The sequence below is a fragment of the Flavobacterium sp. genome (assembly GCF_035299005.1).
In the GTDB taxonomy this organism is placed as follows: domain Bacteria; phylum Bacteroidota; class Bacteroidia; order Flavobacteriales; family Flavobacteriaceae; genus Flavobacterium.
Window position 1 is genome coordinate 89,048 of the sequence record NZ_DATGXL010000006.1, and the last position, 17,529, is coordinate 106,576.

The 17,529-nt window shown below is 31.7% G+C and carries 12 protein-coding genes; 2 read left to right on the forward strand and 10 right to left on the reverse strand.

Going from position 1 to position 17,529, the window contains the following annotated elements; all coding sequences use genetic code 11:
* Window positions 1-170: 170 nt before the first annotated feature.
* Window positions 171-2,918 carry an aminopeptidase gene (locus VK164_RS03620; RefSeq protein ID WP_324208043.1) on the reverse strand — a complete coding sequence of 916 codons (2,748 nt, stop codon included), beginning with the start codon at window positions 2,916-2,918 and terminating at the stop codon, window positions 171-173.
* Window positions 2,919-3,173: 255 nt separating this feature from the next.
* On the opposite strand from VK164_RS03620, the gene VK164_RS03625 reads away from it, so the two are divergent.
* Window positions 3,174-5,159 (forward strand): endonuclease, encoded by a 1,986-nt coding sequence (locus tag VK164_RS03625; RefSeq protein WP_324208044.1) that lies wholly within the window; start codon window positions 3,174-3,176, stop codon window positions 5,157-5,159.
* Between the two features lie 35 nt (window positions 5,160-5,194).
* Here the strand turns inward: VK164_RS03625 and VK164_RS03630 are convergent, their stop codons facing one another.
* The 5 genes from VK164_RS03630 to VK164_RS03650 form a co-directional block, all read right to left on the reverse strand.
* Window positions 5,195-5,920: a TIGR00730 family Rossman fold protein gene (locus tag VK164_RS03630; RefSeq protein ID WP_324208045.1), complete on the reverse strand. Its 726-nt coding sequence runs from the start codon at window positions 5,918-5,920 to the stop codon at window positions 5,195-5,197.
* A gap of 32 nt (window positions 5,921-5,952) precedes the next feature.
* Window positions 5,953-8,787, reverse strand: coding sequence for an excinuclease ABC subunit UvrA (gene uvrA, locus VK164_RS03635; RefSeq protein WP_324208046.1), 2,835 nt, complete (start codon window positions 8,785-8,787; stop codon window positions 5,953-5,955).
* A gap of 85 nt (window positions 8,788-8,872) precedes the next feature.
* Window positions 8,873-10,690: a chloride channel protein gene (locus VK164_RS03640; RefSeq protein ID WP_324208047.1), complete on the reverse strand. Its 1,818-nt coding sequence runs from the start codon at window positions 10,688-10,690 to the stop codon at window positions 8,873-8,875.
* A gap of 56 nt (window positions 10,691-10,746) precedes the next feature.
* Entirely contained in the window at window positions 10,747-11,412 is a 666-nt protein-coding gene (locus tag VK164_RS03645) for a DNA alkylation repair protein (RefSeq protein WP_324208048.1), read from the reverse strand.
* Window positions 11,399-11,995, reverse strand: coding sequence for an acyl carrier protein phosphodiesterase (locus VK164_RS03650; protein ID WP_324208049.1), 597 nt, complete (start codon window positions 11,993-11,995; stop codon window positions 11,399-11,401). The genes VK164_RS03645 and VK164_RS03650 overlap by 14 nt, the downstream gene beginning before the upstream one ends.
* 185 nt (window positions 11,996-12,180) lie before the next feature.
* Here VK164_RS03650 and glmM point away from each other — a divergent pair, with 185 nt between their 5' ends.
* The gene (gene glmM, locus VK164_RS03655; RefSeq protein WP_324208050.1) at window positions 12,181-13,578 is read left to right on the forward strand and encodes a phosphoglucosamine mutase; all 1,398 of its coding nucleotides are present in this window, start codon (window positions 12,181-12,183) and stop codon (window positions 13,576-13,578) included.
* Between the two features lie 38 nt (window positions 13,579-13,616).
* On the opposite strand, the gene VK164_RS03660 is transcribed toward glmM, so the two are convergent.
* Genes VK164_RS03660 through uvrB form a run of 4 tightly spaced genes read right to left on the reverse strand, consistent with a single transcriptional unit; the run spans window position 13,617 to window position 17,412 of the window.
* Complete coding sequence (locus VK164_RS03660) at window positions 13,617-14,051, reverse strand: VOC family protein (RefSeq protein WP_324208051.1); 435 nt, start codon at window positions 14,049-14,051, stop codon at window positions 13,617-13,619.
* Between the two features lie 3 nt (window positions 14,052-14,054).
* Entirely contained in the window at window positions 14,055-14,903 is an 849-nt protein-coding gene (locus VK164_RS03665; RefSeq protein WP_324208052.1) for an SRPBCC domain-containing protein, read from the reverse strand.
* 46 nt (window positions 14,904-14,949) lie between these two features.
* Window positions 14,950-15,420, reverse strand: coding sequence for a DMP19 family protein (locus tag VK164_RS03670; RefSeq protein WP_324208053.1), 471 nt, complete (start codon window positions 15,418-15,420; stop codon window positions 14,950-14,952).
* 3 nt (window positions 15,421-15,423) lie between these two features.
* Complete coding sequence (gene uvrB / locus VK164_RS03675) at window positions 15,424-17,412, reverse strand: excinuclease ABC subunit UvrB (RefSeq protein WP_324208054.1); 1,989 nt, start codon at window positions 17,410-17,412, stop codon at window positions 15,424-15,426.
* Between the last annotated feature and the right edge of the window lie 117 nt (window positions 17,413-17,529).

Below are 17,529 nucleotides of genomic sequence, written 5' to 3' on the forward strand. Positions count from 1 at the left end.
AAATTGATAATTCAACAAATTTAATTAAAAGGGTTTTATAAAACAATAAGGAAGTGCTGTTTTATTTAATTATTAGTAATTTATCAAAGGTTTTGGTTTAAAAAAACTAATGAATTTATAATTAAGGTAGTTTTGATTGTGAATTTCGTAATAAATTTAACGTTTTTGTATTAAAACCATTTTCTAGTGAATAAAGACACTAGTGTTTTTGGACTTAATGTAACTACAAAACGAATTTTTTCTCCATAATTATTTGAATTCAACTCAAATCCGTTTGAAGAATATACAGGTAAGAATAGTTCGAAATAGTCAGGTACTAAATTTAGATGAAAACCCGAATCATAGACAAATTTAGCACTATTGTATTTGTTTTTGAGCATTCCGGCATCGCCATAAATTTGAATCCAATTCCAAAGGTTAAATGTTCCGTTTATGGTTGTCATCCATTGGTTTGCAAATCTTGTGTCTAATTTAGATTTGAATCCACCTTCGGCATATACATATTGTTGGCTATAAATTCCTGTAGTTTCACTTCTTCCTAATAAATTGTAATCAAACATATAATCGTTTGGTCTGTCTAATCCAAAGCTAAAAAAATCTGATTTAGTGCTATTGTACATAAAAGCTCCTGCAAAAAATCGAAAACTTATTTGTCTGTTATTTTCAAATAGTTTTCTGTAATGAATTTCGGTTGAAATTTTCCCAAATGAATTTGAAATTTGGAAATCATTTAGTAAAGAGAAATGTTTTGTACCTTCTGATTGATGATTACCATATTTTGCATTAAAAACATTATAATTTTCAGTGTTTTCGGTAATAAAGGGAGATGCCTCTCTGTTGATGTAAACTTGTCTTAGCTGAATGAACTCATTTTTATTGGATCTTAGATTACTATCTCTAAATAAAAATTGAACCGTTGGTACAAAATTTGTGTAAGTAGCATCTGGTGCATAATGAAATTGACTTCCTCTAAAAATGTATTTAATATTATATAATTTTCCTCCATCTCTTATGTTATCATCAACCATTACTGCAAATTTTCCTGTTAAAGATCCAGTGTTTGAAGAATACATAGGTGTGGCACTAAATGTAAATGGTTTATTTAAAATAGATCTATTATTTATTCTTAAACCTATCGCAATTCCATCATATGCATTAAATTCTACTTCAGGAACATAAAAAATCTGATTGTAGTATGGTTCTTCTAAATCTTTAAAGAAATTAAATTTTAGAGGTCTGTTGTTGAAAAAGAAACCTTTTAATGATTTCCAATTGTTTCTCAAATTATATTCAGGAACCTCATTATTATAATTTAGTACAATTTTATCTGCGCCTAATCTTGGAATTACAAATGTAGAATCAGTTGTAATGTTACTCAACCAGATTTTATTAATTATTTCATTATTTTTTAATTGATATAAAGAAATAGGAGCGTTTGTATTGGTTTTATTAATAACAGTTACAGAAATTTCATCTTTTGTTTTGGTTACTTTTCCAAATTTATAATCTACTAAATCTCGTGTTTCAATCATTGTTCTAAAAAACCAATCGATTTTTTCAGGGGCATTTTTTTCTAAAATAGTTTCAAATTGGCGTGCATTTGATGTAATGTATTGATTTTCTTGAATAAATTCTTGGATACTTGATAATACAATATTGTTACCCAGATATTTATCTAAATAATTTAAACTCAATCCTGCTCTATATTTACTTGCGATTTGTTCATTGAATTTTATTAATCTATTTTTTGGTTCATTTAATGGCTGGTCTAGGTTTTTTCTTGCCATCAACATATACAAATAATTGTATTGTTGATTGAACGGAAGATTAATAAAATGGTATGATTTTAAAATTTTCATATTGGCTAAATTTCCAGTCATTTTAATATCTGGGTAATTTTCCTCTATATATTGCATCATTAAAAACACTTGAATTCCATCATAAATCCAGTATTCTTTTCTAGGATTTAGCTGCAAATTTTCTTTTAAATAATTGTTTAAATAAGTTTTAAGAAACTTTAATTCAAACATAAATTCATCGGGAAAAGGACTCAGAAAGCCTGGCAATTGATTTAAACCATAAAATGGTTGACGCTGGTAATCTTCTTGAGAAACTAAAATTTTTGAATTTAATGGATTGCCTAATTTTTGAGCAGTAAATCGAGTAATTTTATCAATAATAACTGCTTTTTCAATATCATTAACTTTATGGTCATTTAGTCCGCAACTTACTTCTATAATTTCATTCTTATATGAAACAAAACTATTTTTTGGTTGCAAGTATATAGTGACTTCATTTTTGTTAGAATCTTTTAAAAAGTGATGCTTTTTTGCATCAAATATTTCTGATTTGACTTCTGTTAAATTGCTAGAAATGGAGTAATTAGCAGGTATTTCTATATCAATTTCATAATCAGAAAAAGCATTGGGAATGTCATCTAAATTTTCATTGCTTTGTTGAATAAACTGCTTATTTTCATAGCGTGACGGATTTAAAACCCAATGTTTTAATGAAATATTTCCGTCAGAATCAAATCCATATTTTGTGAATTTTGCATTCGGAATTTTGACAATATATTGTAATGTAATTGATTGTTTTGTACAGGGTAAAATAGGAGAGTTGAGCTGAATCTTAATTAAATCTACTTTATTGTTTGGTCGTTCCCAATAGATGTTTTTGGAGTTCGTGTCAACTATAGATTTAATGTCTGTATAGCCTCTGTCTCCTTCATTTGCAAGGTGAAAAGTTCGAGAAAATTCATCGGAAAAACGATTTGCTAAAGCTGAATTTTTAGAAGAAAAAGCATTGTTCCAATCATTTAAAATCAATTGATCAATAGTGTCGCTTGAAGTATTATTGAATGTTAATGTATGTTTTATATAAAGTAATTTTTTTTCAATATCAATTTTGACATTCATTTGCGAAGAATGTTGTCCTGATACTGTAAAAGCAATTAAAAAAAATAGTTTATATAAATGTTTTAGCTTCAATGGATGATTTTATTATAAGATTATTTTAGGTATAGATTGGTTGCGTAAGAAAATTCTATTTTTTTATAAAAATATACAAAACAGCGTAATAATCACTTAATATTCGGTTAATATTTCCACAATAATAGCTTAAATTAATTTACAATCTTCATAAAATTGGTATATTTGATAAAAATAAATATTATGCTCCAAAAAATACTATTTACTGTTTTTTTACTTTCTGGATTTGTTTCAAAAGCTCAATTGGTTATTAATGAGTTAGATACAGATATGACGGGTTCGGATGTGAATGAATTTATTGAGCTAAAATCTACTTTACCAAATTTTACATTGGATGGTTATGTGCTTGTTTTATATAATGAAACAAATTCTTTGAGTTATTATGCTATTGATTTAGATGGTTATACTACAGATATTAACGGAATTTTTTTAGCTGGTAATACGGCTGTTTCTCCAGCTCCAGCGCTTGTTTTTCCAAATGGAAAAATTCAAAATGGCCCTGATGTAATTGCACTATACCAAGCAAATGCTTCAGATTTTCCTGATGGAACAATAGCAACATCAGCAAATTTGGTGAATGCATTAGCATATTCTACAGCAGCTCCAACAGCTACAAATTTAATGACTGCATTAGGACTTACAGTTTCTACTAATGAAAATATGAATAGTCTTGGAACCACGCAATCTATCCAACGAAAAAATGATGGAAGTTATGAAGTTAAAACACCAACTCCAGGAATGCCAAACGATGGAAGTGGAATAGTTTTGAATTATATAACCGTATCTACTTCCCAAACAAGTTATAATGAAGGTGATATTTTTGATTTTGTCTTCACTACTAGTCAGCCAGTAACTGGTTCAGACCTACTATTTAATTTCACATTAGTAAATGGTAATTTTATGGTTAATGATTACACAAATACTAACTTAACTGTTTTAATTCCTGTAGGACAAACCACAGCATCAAATACCTGCACTCTTTTTGATGACATAACTGACGAAGGGGATGAAGAATTATTAATTGATATTCAGTCCGTTCCAACAGGTTATGTAATAAATAATGACAATTTAATCCTAAGAGTTTATGATAATGATTATATTGTTCAAACATATGGAACACCTATAAATCCCACCTATGGTATTGTAACTCCAACAATTCCTATTGGATATTATGATTCGTTAGAAGGATTGTCTGGTAATGCTTTAAAACAAGCCGTACAAGATATTATTGCAGCACCTAGTGTTCGATTGCATAGTTATGCTGATATTTGGGATATTATAAGGACAGCCGATCAAAATCCAGAAAATTCGAATCAGGTTTGGTGTATGTATATTGAAGCTCCTATGGCAAAAATGGATCAGCAAAATACCAGTAGTATTGTAGGAAAGTGGAATAGAGAGCATATTTTTTGTCAATCAAGAGGCGGTTTTGAAGTAGCAAATGGAGATACTGCTGATGGAATAAGTATTTGGAATGCAACAAGCGCTGCAACTGTTGTAGATGGTGTGTCTGATGCACATCACATAAGAGCAGAGAATGGTCAGGAAAATTCTTCTAGGAATAATAAAAATTATGGAATAGTAAATTCATCAACGGTTTATGCAGGACCAGTAGGTACTCAAGGTTCTTGGCATGGAGATGTTGCTAGATCATTATTTTATATGGCAGTTCGTTTTAATGGACTAAATGTTGTTAATGGTGATCCCAACGAGTATTTACCAAGTACAACCATTGCTTCGGGAAATATAGGTGATTTAGCAACATTACTAGCATGGAATCATGCTGATCCAAGAGATGATTTTGAGATGAATCGTAATAATTATGTGTATACATGGCAAATGAATCGCAATCCATTTATTGATTATCCACTTTTAGCAGATTATATATTTGGAGCTAATTTTGGTCAGCCATGGTCGTCAACTTTAGCTACACAGAACCCTATTGAAGACAGTGTAGCTGTATATCCAAATCCAGCATCTGAATATTTGATAGTTTCTGGTTTAGAAGGAAGTTCTAAAGTAGCAATTTATACCTTAACTGGGCAATTAGTACAAAGCCATGATTTTGATGATGAAGTTCAAATAAATTTAGATTTGAATGCAGGAATGTATTTGGTTAAAGTAACCAATGGATTTCAATCTACAACAAAGAAAATCATAATAAAATAAAAAGCAAAAAAGTCCTTCATTTGAAGGACTTTTTTTTAGAAGTTAGGTGATAAATTGTATTTTTTATAGAAGTTGTCTAATGCTTCTAATACTTCATCTTCAGTATCTACTACTTTAATTAGGTTCATATCTTCAGGATTAGCATTTTTCATTTTATCAATCATTACATTTTTAATCCAATCTAATAAACCTGACCAAAATTCGGTTCCAACCAAAATAATAGGGAATTTTCCAATTTTTTTAGTTTGAATCAACGTTACTGCTTCGAATAATTCGTCTAATGTTCCAAAACCTCCTGGCATTACCACGAAACCTTGTGAATACTTTACAAACATTACTTTTCTCACGAAGAAGTAATCAAAGTTTAAGTTTTTGTCTTTATCAATATACGGATTAAAATGTTGCTCAAAAGGCAATTCGATATTTAAACCTACCGAAATTCCACCTCCATAATGTGCTCCTTTGTTTCCAGCTTCCATAATACCAGGACCACCACCCGTAATTACACCATAACCCGCTTTACTAATTTTGAATGCAATTTTTTCAGCTAATAAATAGTTTTTATCCTCAGGTTTTGTTCTAGCCGAACCAAAAATAGATACACAAGGACCTATTCTTCCCATTGATTCATAACCATTTACGAATTCTGACATGATTTTAAAAATTGCCCAAGAATCGTTTGATCGTATTTCGTTCCAAGTTTTTTGCTTGAATTTTTCTTGTATTCTGTGATCTTCGTTTTCGTATTGATCTGCTGCCATATTCGTTTCGTTTTAATTTTTAAAAAAGCCTGCTAAGATAATTCTTTTTTCAAAAATTGTGCTGTATAACTCTTTTTATTCTTTGCAATTTCTTCAGGAGTACCTTTTGCAACAACTTCTCCGCCACCTTTTCCTCCTTCATAACCAATGTCAATTACATAATCGGCTAATTTGACAACGTCTAAGTTATGTTCGATAATTAATACTGTGTTTCCTTTGTCTACCAAAATATTAATTACATCCATTAAAACTCGTATATCTTCAAAATGTAAGCCAGTTGTAGGTTCGTCTAAAATATAGAAAGTGTTTCCAGTATCTTTTTTAGATAATTCGGTAGCTAATTTGATTCGTTGTGCCTCACCGCCAGAAAGTGTTGTACTTTGTTGCCCTAATGTAATATAACCCAATCCAACATCTTGAATGGTTTTTACTTTTCGATAGATTTTCGGAATATTTTCAAAGAATTCAACCGCTTCATCAACCGTCATGTTCAACACATCTGAAATTGATTTTCCTTTGTAGCGAATTTCCAATGTTTCTCTATTGAAGCGTTTTCCCATACAAGTTTCGCATTCCACATATACATCTGGTAAAAAGCTCATTTCGATGGTTCTAACGCCCGAACCTTCACAGGTTTCACAACGTCCGCCTTTTACATTAAAGCTAAATCTCCCTGGTTTATACCCTCTAATCATCGCTTCTGGAACTTGGGTAAATAAAGTTCTTATTTCAGAGAAAACATCAGTATAAGTCGCTGGATTGGAACGCGGTGTTCTTCCAATCGGACTTTGGTCGATGTCGATTACTTTATCAATATGTTCTAAACCTTCAATTTTTTTGTAAGGTTGTGGTTTTTTTACCGCATTGAAAAAATGTGTATTTAATATCGGATACAAGGTTTCATTAATCAAAGTCGATTTTCCACTTCCTGAAACACCCGTTACGCAAACTAGTTTTCCCAACGGAATTTCAATTGAAACATTTTTTAAATTATTTCCTGATGCACCTGATAGTTTGATGGATTTTCCGTTGCCTTCTCTACGTGTTTTTGGCACTTCAATCTTCATTTTACCGTTTAAATATTGTGCGGTTATGGTATCTTCTTGCAATAATTCTTTCGGAGTTCCTTTACTGATGATTTGCCCACCAAAACGACCGGCTTTTGGACCAATATCAATCACATAATCGGCACGTTCAATCATATCTTTGTCATGTTCTACAACGATTACCGAATTTCCGATATCACGTAAACTTTCTAACGATTTAATCAAGCGTTCGTTGTCTCTTTGGTGCAAACCGATACTTGGTTCATCTAAAATATATAAAACACCAACCAATTGAGAACCAATTTGCGTTGCTAATCTAATGCGTTGCGCCTCACCACCAGAAAGCGATTTTGAACTTCTGTTTAATGATAAATAATTCAAACCAACATCTAATAAAAATTGCAATCTAGCTGTAATTTCTTTTACGACTTCAACTGCAATAACTTTTTGTTTTTCAGATAAATGATTGTCTAAATCAGCAAACCATTCGGATAACTCGGCAATGTCCATTTGTACTAATTCGCCGATGTTTTTTCCGTTTAATTTGAAATATAAGGATTCTTTTCGCAAACGCGTTCCTTCACATTCTGGACAATCGTTGTCATCCATGAATTCTTTAGCCCAACGTTTGATACTCGCAGAATCGGAATTATCATATTGATTTTTTATGAAGTTCGAAATTCCCTCAAAATCGATTTTATAGTCTTTGGTAATCCCCATAACCTTTGACACGACTGAAAATTTCTCGTTTCCACCATACAAAATCATATCCATTGCTTCTTGCGGAATGGTTTCAATGGCATCGGTTATTTTAAAATCGTATTTCTGTGCAATAATTTCCAATTGCTTGAAAATCCATGAACTTTTATATTCGCCCAAAGGAGCAAAACCACCATTTTTAATTGATGATTTCGGATTTGGGATAATTTTTTGAAGATTGATTTCATTTACAGTTCCTAATCCGTTACAACACGGGCAAGCACCTTTTGGAGAATTGAATGAAAAATTATTAGGTTCAGGATTTGGATAGGAAATTCCAGAAGTTGGACACATCAAATTACGACTGTAAAAACGCACTTCCTGACTTTCTTGTTCAATCACCATCATTACATCATCACCATGATACATTGCGGTTTTAATACTTTCTGATAAACGTTTGTCAGTATCTTCATCATTATCAATTGCCATTCTATCGATAACAATTTCGATATCGTGTGTTTTATAACGATCGACTTTCATACCAAATTCTAAATCCCGAATCTGACCATTCACACGAACTTTTAAGAAACCTTGCTTGGCAATTTGCTCAAATAATTCCCGATAATGTCCTTTACGAGAACGAACAACTGGCGCTAAAATATTGATTCGTTTGCCATTAAAATCTTCTAAAATCAGTTGTTTTATTTGGTCATCTGAATACGAAACCATTTTTTCGCCTGAATTATAACTGAAAGCATCAGCTCCTCTTGCATACAACAAACGTAAGAAATCGTATATTTCAGTTATGGTTCCAACTGTTGATCGAGGCGATTTACTTGTAGTCTTTTGTTCAATAGCGATTACAGGTGAAAGCCCATCAATTTTATCTACATCAGGACGCTCTAATCCGCCAAGAAATTGACGCGCATAAGCAGAAAACGTTTCAATATATCTTCGTTGTCCTTCGGCATAAATAGTATCAAACGCCAATGATGATTTTCCTGAACCCGATAAACCAGTAATAACCACCAATTTTTCGCGCGGAATAGATACGTCAATATTTTTAAGATTATGGGCTCTTGCACCAATAATTTCGATAGTTTCTTCAGTAGTGTGTTGCATAATTTTTGGCAAAACGCAAAGATACTGATTTTAGAGTTAAAAAAATGTTTGAAGTAAGAATAAGAATTTGTTAAATAAAGTTAGATTATTCAATAATCATCGATTTTAAACGATGTCTATATTTTTCTAGAACCAATTGTTTGTATATGAATCCAAGGAAAATCCCATCTTTTAAAACGGGTAACACTTTACAACCTGAAGTATCAAATTTATCCATGATGGTTTCAAGTGTTTCATCATAAAAGATAATCTCTTTGGGTTGTTGCATAATTTCTTCTACTGCAGTATATTTTACTTTGAATTGTGAGAAAATAATAGGTCTAATTTCGTCCAAATGAATTAGTCCCAATAGTTTATTTTTTTCGTCTAAAACTGGAAAAATATGTTCGTCTGACTCTTGAATTTTCTGAACCAATTCCTCTAAACTATTGCTCAAAGAAATAGTTTTAAAATCGGTTTGAATAAGTTTAGAAACATCAATAGAATTTAGAATATTGGTATCGCGATTATCTGTAAAAACTTCACCTTTATCTGCTAAATTTTTAATATCGAAAGAATATGGTTCAAAACGTTTAGAAATGGCAAAACTTACTGAAGATACTATCATTAAAGGAACCATTAAGTTGTAACCACCTGTAATTTCGGCAATAAGGAAAATTGCAGTTAACGGTGCATGAAACAATCCACTCAAAATGCCCGCCATTCCTACTAAAGTGAAATTTCCAATTGGTAATTTGGAAAAACCCATAATATTGAAAAAATAGGCAACACAGAATCCTAAATAGGAACCTACAAATAGTGATGGAGCAAAATTTCCGCCATTTCCACCAGCACCTAATGTGAAACTTGTAGCATAGACTTTGATTAGCATGGTTGCTCCAACAAATAATAATAAAATCCATTTGGAATTATGAAATCGTTCAAAAACTGTGTTTTGCACCAAACGTTCAGGATTACTATCGGCTAATAGTTTGATACTTTCATATCCTTCGCCAAATAATGAAGGAAAAAGGAAAATTAAAATACCTAAAATTCCAGCTCCAAATAATGCTTTATTGATATAATTAAATTTTAATCTAGCAAAATAATGTTCGATTTTTCTGAATGTTCGGGCATAATTTATCGAAACAAATCCGCTTAAAACACCTAATAAAATGTAATATGGTAGATTATGAAAATCGAAAAACTGTACTTTTTTAAAGGAAAATAAAATAGTATCGTTTAAAACGATTGTAGAAATTAATGCTCCAGTAGCAGCGCTAATCATAATTGGAATAAATGCTGTAATACTAATTTCAGCTAAAACAACTTCGATAGCAAATAAAACTCCTGCAATTGGTGCGTTGAAAGCAGCTCCAATTCCAGCTGCAACACCACAGGCTAATAACAGCGTTCTATCTTTATAACTTAGTCTATAATTTTGTGCATAATTACTTCCAAAAGCAGCTCCAGTAATGGTAATGGGTGATTCCAAACCAGCACTTCCGCCCATACCTACGGTAAATGAACTCGTTATAATTTGAGCAAACATTTGCTTTCTGGGCATGATGCCTCGTTTTTTGGCAACAGCATACATAATTTGCGAAGTTCCTTTTTCGATAGAACCATCCAACACTTTTTTGATAATGATTACTGTGATGATAATTCCGATGATGGGTAAAGTACTATTACTAAATGGAAGGTGAAAAATATCGTCTAACTTTTGTGATGATTTATAAACCCAATGTGCAAATGTTTTAAGGATAATTACTGCCATTGCAGAGGAAACTCCAACTAAAACGCAGGATAAATAAATGAATTGTCTTGGCGTAAGGAATGCTTTCAAAAGAAAAACAAAACGCTCTAATCGTCTAAAATTCTTATGAATTAGGTTTTTAAAGGATAAAGTTTTTTTTCTTGGCATTGGTTTTTAGTAGTATTGTACGAAGGTAATTTATTCTGACTAAATATAAAACTATTTTATAGTAAACGCAATGCTTCTCTACTGCTTAGAGGTTTCAAATTTGTACTTTTTACATATGCTGTAACACTTGATGGATTAAAACGGCTATAATCGCGCAAAGCCCAACCAATTGCTTTTTGAATGAAAAACTCGTTAGAATGTTTATGTTTTTCGCATTCTGATATAAGAATTTCAAAATTTGTATTTTCTTTATAACTCAACTGAAATAAAATTGCACTTCGGTTCAACCAAATGTTTTTTGAATTTGAAAAACGCTCTATTACTTTTAAAGTTTCCGATGGAAATTGTAATAAATAGCCTCCTAAAATATATTTTGCAATTGTATCTACAGAATCCCACCACGAATTAGTAATAATCAATTTTTCAATGAGTTTAATATCTTCTAAAATAAAGTTTTTTTTCAATTCTTTTACCAATAAATCAATCGCAACTTGATGAAATTCTCGTTCTTTCATTTGAAATAATTCCCAAGCAATAATTCTGAAATTGGATTTAATTTCAACTTTATTTTGCTCGTAAATTGATTTAAAAATTGCTCGCCTTTTCTCAGTTTTTATTCCTAAAAAAGAAAAATTATTTTTCATGTAATTTTCCATCAGAACTGCCAATTCTCTATTGGATTCTTTCCGAAACTGTGTTTCTAATTCGTTACAAAATTTCATTTAATTCAGCGATTTTTTGTTGGCACGAAATTATTAATTCTTCAAAAAAAAGAAAAAATTCCGATTCAAATTCGGCATAAAAATCTTGTAATTCCACAATCGCTTCTTGCATATTGGCTCTGTGCTTAGTCTTATAATCCATCTGAAAAAGTATCATTTCTAAACCAGCGATAGTTGCATAGCTAACAAACCAATTTCTAGCAATCATATACGGCATCATTCCTTTAATTCTCTCGGTTAAAATATCGTAATTGTCTTGTAATAATTGGTAGAAATTGTTGGCATAATCTTCTAATTTTTCATTAGAATACTTACTCCAGTTTTTTGCCAAAAAATGATCGTATAAAATATCCATAATCACACCCGAATAATGGCCATATTTTTCATGTAAACGATGCTTACTTTGCCTGTAAACAGGATGCATATCGGTAAAACTATCAATGTGGCGGTGCAATAAAATTCCTTTTTTAATTTCGGAATCAAACTTTTCATAATCGTGACCTTTGATACTATCTGCCATGAAATTTCCGATTTTTAGTAAATCGTTAGTTCCAGATAAATAAATATGTGCTAGATAGTTCATATTGAAAAAGGTTAGATGTTTAAGTGTTTACATGTTTAAATGGCTTTTATTTCAGAAATTTCTCTCGTAAATATATAAAAATCTTTGCAAGTTTTATCTAATTCCAATTTCTAACTTTTTATATTTGTAGTATAATTTGGTTTATTATAAAACTTTTAAGCCTATTAACTTTTAAACAAAATTAAATGACATTAATAAAATCTATATCAGGAATTCGCGGTACAATTGGTGGGGCAGTAGGCGACAATTTAACTCCAGTTGATGCTGTGAAATTTGCTTCTGCTTATGGTTCGTTTTTAAAAATAAGACACGCTTCAAAAGGAAATGAACGATTAAAAGTAGTTATTGGAAGAGATGCACGAATTTCCGGACCAATGATTCATAATTTAGTAATGAATACATTAGTAGGACTAGGAATCGATGTAATTGATTTGGATTTATCAACTACGCCAACAGTTGAAATTGCAGTTCCGCTTGAAAAAGCTGATGGCGGAATTATTTTGACCGCTTCACACAATCCAAAACAATGGAATGCACTAAAATTATTAAACGAAAAAGGTGAATTTTTAAGTGGAAAAGAGGGTGAATTAATTTTAGAAATTGCCGAGAACGAAGCTTTTGATTTTTCGGATGTTGATAATTTAGGAGAAGTCATTGAAAACAATGCTTACATGGATATTCACATTGATGAAGTGTTAGAGTTACCTTTAGTGGATGCTGACTTGGTAAAAACAAAGAAATTTAAAGTAGTGGTTGATGGTGTGAATTCGTCTGGTGGGATTATTATTCCTAATTTGTTAGAACAAATGGGTGTGGAAGTTGTAAAATTGTACTGCGAACCAAACGGTCATTTTCCTCATAATCCAGAGCCTTTGAAAGAACATTTAGGCGATATTTGTAAATTAGTTGTAGAAGAAAAAGCCGATTTCGGAATCGTAGTTGACCCAGATGTAGATAGATTAGCTTTCATTTCAAATGATGGAGAAATGTTTGGCGAAGAATACACTTTAGTAGCAGTTGCCGATTACGTTTTATCAAAAACTCCAGGAAATACCGTTTCAAACATGTCATCTTCTCGTGCTTTGCGTGATATAACAGAAAAGCATGGTGGAACTTACCAAGCAAGTGCTGTTGGTGAAGTAAATGTGGTAGAATTAATGAAGAAAACTAACGCTATAATTGGTGGAGAAGGAAATGGAGGAATCATTTATCCATCATCGCATTATGGAAGAGATAGTATGGTGGGTGTAGCTTTATTTTTAACGTATTTAGCAAATCAAGATAAAACCGTTGCCGAAATTAGAGCTTCATATCCGCAATATTACATGAGTAAAAATAAAATTGAGTTAACACCTCAAATTGATGTTGATAATGTTTTAGCTACGTTAACCGAAAAATATAAATCGGAAAACATCACAACTATTGACGGAGTAAAAATTGATTTTCCTACTGAATGGGTGCATTTGAGAAAATCAAATACAGAACCAATTATCAGAATTTATACAGAAGCACCAACACAGTCAGAAGCTGATATTTTAGCAGAACGATTTGTTAAGGAACTAAAAGAAATTGCTGGAATATAGATAAGAAGAAGCCTAACATTTTTGTTAGGCTTCTTTTATTATTTAGGCATTTCATCAAAATTTACCATCCAATTCACACCAAATTTATCGGTAAACATTCCGAAATAAGCGCCCCAAAATGTTTTTTCCATTGGCATAATGATGTTACCATCTACAGAAAGACCGTTGAATAATTTATCTGCTTCTTCTTTACTATCGGCATTGATTGACACCGAAAAGTTGTTTCCAAAAGTGACATCACCACTAAATGAAGTACTATCGCTAGCCATTAAAATCGTTTCTTTACTTATGGGTAAACTTACGTGCATGATACGATTTGCTTCAGCTTCATTTGGAGGCGGGCAATTTTCATCTGCTGGCATATCTTTGAATCTTCCAATATAGCTGAATTCACCACCAAATACGGATTTATAAAAATTAAATGCTTCTTCTGTATTACCATTAAAGGTAAGATAAACGTTTACTGTTGCCATGATTTATTGATTTATGTGTTTTTTAAAATTATCTAAAATTGCTTGCCATCCATTACGTTGTAATTCTACAGAGTGAATATTTTCTGGTTCAAAAGTTTCTGTAAGAATTACTTTTTCATCTAAAATATCAAATTTTATGATTACTTTGCGTCCATCTGAAATTTTGTAAACTATTTTTTTATAATTTTCAATTGCTTCATAAGTTCCCTCAAAGTCAAAAGCTATTGGCTCATCTTTTGAAGCCATAGCATATTTGAAAGTTCCACCAATTTTTAAATTGTTTTCTGCAGTTGGGCAATGCCAATCATCAGAAGCAAAATTCCATTTGGTAATATGTTCTGGTTGGGTAAAAAAATCCCATACCTTTTCAACCGAAGCATCAATTGTGGTGCGAACTGAAATTGATTTTACAACTGGGTTTTCGGCTATAGCCTTAATATTTTCTAATGCTTTAGGGAAGGAATCTTCAAAAAAAGCAACATATTGTTCTAGTGAATCTACAGAAAGAATTAAAGTAGTTACTACATTTTCTTCAGTTAAAGTATAGCGTTCTTCGCAGCCTGTCCATTGTTTGGTTTCTTCATCAAGAGGTAATTCTTTTAAATTATCGATGTTGCCAATATGTGCAAAAACCATCGATTCAAACGGTTTGCTCTCATTAATTTTAGAATACATTCCACCTCCAGAAGGTGATAAAAAGTGAATTTTACTTCCTTCTTCCCAACTTGAAATAGCATACGAACCATTACAAAAAGCTTTTGTCCAGTTTTCGTAGTTTTCATCATCCCAAAGTGAATACCAAACTTTTTCTTTAGGAGCATTGATTGATATTTTAAATTCTAATTTTTTCATTTTGTGTAACATTAACGAATTTAAAGATATGATTTTATGAATTAAATTAGTTATTAAATTGGGATTCGTTGGCTTTAATATATTCCACAATCAAGCTTACAACATCTTCCTCGCTTTCGTTAGTAAAGAAAATTTCATCTAAGTCTTCCCACCCCGAAAGTGTTTCTTCATCGGCTTTTGTAATTAAAATTTGTCTTTCTTCCAAATCAATACTGTATTTGTTTGGGAAAATTTTTACTGCATTGGCTATTAGTTCTGCAGTTTTTGGAGCATTAATTTCTTGATATGAGGTAATGATTTCTTCTACAAAATTTCCAGATTCTGAATTAAAAAAGAATTGAAATCCTCCTTCTCCCATTGCACCTTCAAAAATATCGATAAAAACGAATACCTTTTCAGCATCTGTTAAATCTGAAAATTCTTCTGTCTCTTCTTTTTTTTGCCAAATAATTTCACCTATTGCTTCAATAATGGCAACTTCGTCTTCTAGTTTTAGTATGTTTTTAACTTTACTCATAATTTATAATTTATCTTGTAGTGTTTTAATTTCGTCACGGATTTTGGCAGCTTGCATAAAGTCCAATTCTTTAGCTGCTTTCTCCATTATTTTGCGCAATTCTCTAATTTTTTTCTCGATTTCGGGTTTGCTCAAGTATAGACTTTCTGGTTCAGCTGCTTTTAGTGCTTCTTTTTCAAAATAACCTGTAGAAACAGAGTTCCCGCTTAATGCGCTTCCTAAACTTTTATTCAATGCTTTTGGTTGCAGCTTGTTTTCAGTGTTGTAACGTGTTTGTTTTTCTCTTCTGTAAGTAGTTTCATCTATAGTTTTTTGCATCGAAGCGGTAATTTTATCCGCATACATAATTGCTTTTCCATTCACATTTCTAGCAGCTCGACCTACAGTTTGTGTTAACGAACGATGACTTCTTAAGAAACCTTCTTTATCGGCATCTAAAATCGCAACTAAAGAAACTTCGGGTAAATCCAAACCTTCACGAAGTAAGTTCACACCAATTAACACATCAAAAATTCCTTTTCGTAAATCTTGCATGATTTCTACGCGCTCTAAAGTATCTACATCGGAATGAATATATCGGCATCTAATCGAAACTTTAGTTAAATATTTTGCTAATTCTTCTGCCATTCTTTTGGTTAAAGTGGTTACTAAAACACGTTCATCGGCTTCGCATCGCAACTGAATTTCTTCTATTAAATCGTCAATTTGATTAGCACTTGGTCGCACTTCAATAATTGGATCCAATAAACCTGTTGGACGAATAACTTGTTCTACATAAACACCTTCTGTTTTCTGTAATTCATAATCAGCAGGAGTTGCCGAAACATAAACCACTTGATTTTGCAACGCTTCAAATTCTTCAAACTTCAACGGACGATTGTCCATTGCAGCTGGTAATCTAAAACCATATTCGACTAAATTTTCTTTACGACTTCTATCGCCACCATACATAGCATGTACTTGCGAAATTGTAACGTGACTTTCATCAACAACCATTAAAAAATCATCTGGAAAATAATCTAATAAGCAGAATGGGCGAGTACCAGGTTCTCTTCCATCTAAATAGCGAGAATAGTTTTCAATACCAGAGCAATAGCCTAATTCGCGAATCATTTCTAGATCAAAATTGGTTCGTTCTTCTAATCTTTTTGCTTCTAAATGTTTGCCAATTTCTTTGAAATAATCTACTTGTTTGACCAAATCTTGTTGGATTGCCCATATAGCATTTTGCAACACATCAGGCGAAGTCACAAACATATTTGCAGGATAAATTGTTAGTTTTTCATAGCGTTCTAAAACCTGAGCAGTTCGTGCATCAAAGGCTTCAATTTCTTCAATTTCATCGCCAAAAAAGTGAATTCGGAAAGGTTCATCTCCATAACTTGGAAAAATCTCGACAATATCACCTTTGATTCTGAAATTACCAGGATTAAAATCGGCTTCAGTCCTTGAATATAAACTTTGTACTAATTGATGTAATAATTTGGTTCGAGAAATTTCCTGACCAGTTTCTAAATTGATTACGTTTTTTTGGAATTCAACGGGATTTCCAATTCCGTATAAACAAGAAACAGAAGAAATTACTATGATATCACGGCGGCCCGAAAGTAGGGCAGAAGTAGTACTTAACCGTAGTTTTTCTAGTTCTTCATTAATCGATAAATCCTTTTCAATATATGTTCCAGTAACAGGAATAAAGGCTTCTGGCTGATAATAATCGTAGTAAGATACAAAATATTGTACTGAATTATTTGGAAAAAACTGTTTGAATTCAGAATATAACTGAGCAGCAAGTGTTTTGTTATGAGCTAAAACTAAAGTTGGTTTTTGTACTTCTTGTACCACATTTGCTACAGTAAATGTTTTTCCAGAACCAGTAACACCTAATAAGGTTTGGTATTTTTCACCATTTAAAATGCCTTTTGAAAGTTTTTCAATAGCTTGTGGTTGGTCACCAGTTGGTTTATAATCGGATACGACTTGGAATTTCATTTATTAAGAGAGCAAAGTTGAAAACTGTAAAGTTACAAAGTTAATAAGAAGTTCCTTTTTAAACGAAGAATTTATATATTTGTCCATCTAGTTGTCCCAAAACTATTAAAATTTAAC

What these genes read in the sequence shown, in the direction of transcription:
- VK164_RS03620 (WP_324208043.1), bottom strand. Translation starts at nt 2,918, where the DNA reads ATGAATGTCAAAATTGATATTGAAAAAAAATTACTTTATATAAAACAT.
- VK164_RS03625 (WP_324208044.1), top strand. Translation starts at nt 3,174, where the DNA reads ATGCTCCAAAAAATACTATTTACTGTTTTTTTACTTTCTGGATTTGTT.
- VK164_RS03630 (WP_324208045.1), bottom strand. Translation starts at nt 5,920, where the DNA reads ATGGCAGCAGATCAATACGAAAACGAAGATCACAGAATACAAGAAAAA.
- uvrA (WP_324208046.1), bottom strand. Translation starts at nt 8,787, where the DNA reads ATGCAACACACTACTGAAGAAACTATCGAAATTATTGGTGCAAGAGCC.
- VK164_RS03640 (WP_324208047.1), bottom strand. Translation starts at nt 10,690, where the DNA reads ATGCCAAGAAAAAAAACTTTATCCTTTAAAAACCTAATTCATAAGAAT.
- VK164_RS03645 (WP_324208048.1), bottom strand. Translation starts at nt 11,412, where the DNA reads ATGAAATTTTGTAACGAATTAGAAACACAGTTTCGGAAAGAATCCAAT.
- VK164_RS03650 (WP_324208049.1), bottom strand. Translation starts at nt 11,995, where the DNA reads ATGAACTATCTAGCACATATTTATTTATCTGGAACTAACGATTTACTA.
- glmM (WP_324208050.1), top strand. Translation starts at nt 12,181, where the DNA reads ATGACATTAATAAAATCTATATCAGGAATTCGCGGTACAATTGGTGGG.
- VK164_RS03660 (WP_324208051.1), bottom strand. Translation starts at nt 14,051, where the DNA reads ATGGCAACAGTAAACGTTTATCTTACCTTTAATGGTAATACAGAAGAA.
- VK164_RS03665 (WP_324208052.1), bottom strand. Translation starts at nt 14,903, where the DNA reads ATGAAAAAATTAGAATTTAAAATATCAATCAATGCTCCTAAAGAAAAA.
- VK164_RS03670 (WP_324208053.1), bottom strand. Translation starts at nt 15,420, where the DNA reads ATGAGTAAAGTTAAAAACATACTAAAACTAGAAGACGAAGTTGCCATT.
- uvrB (WP_324208054.1), bottom strand. Translation starts at nt 17,412, where the DNA reads ATGAAATTCCAAGTCGTATCCGATTATAAACCAACTGGTGACCAACCA.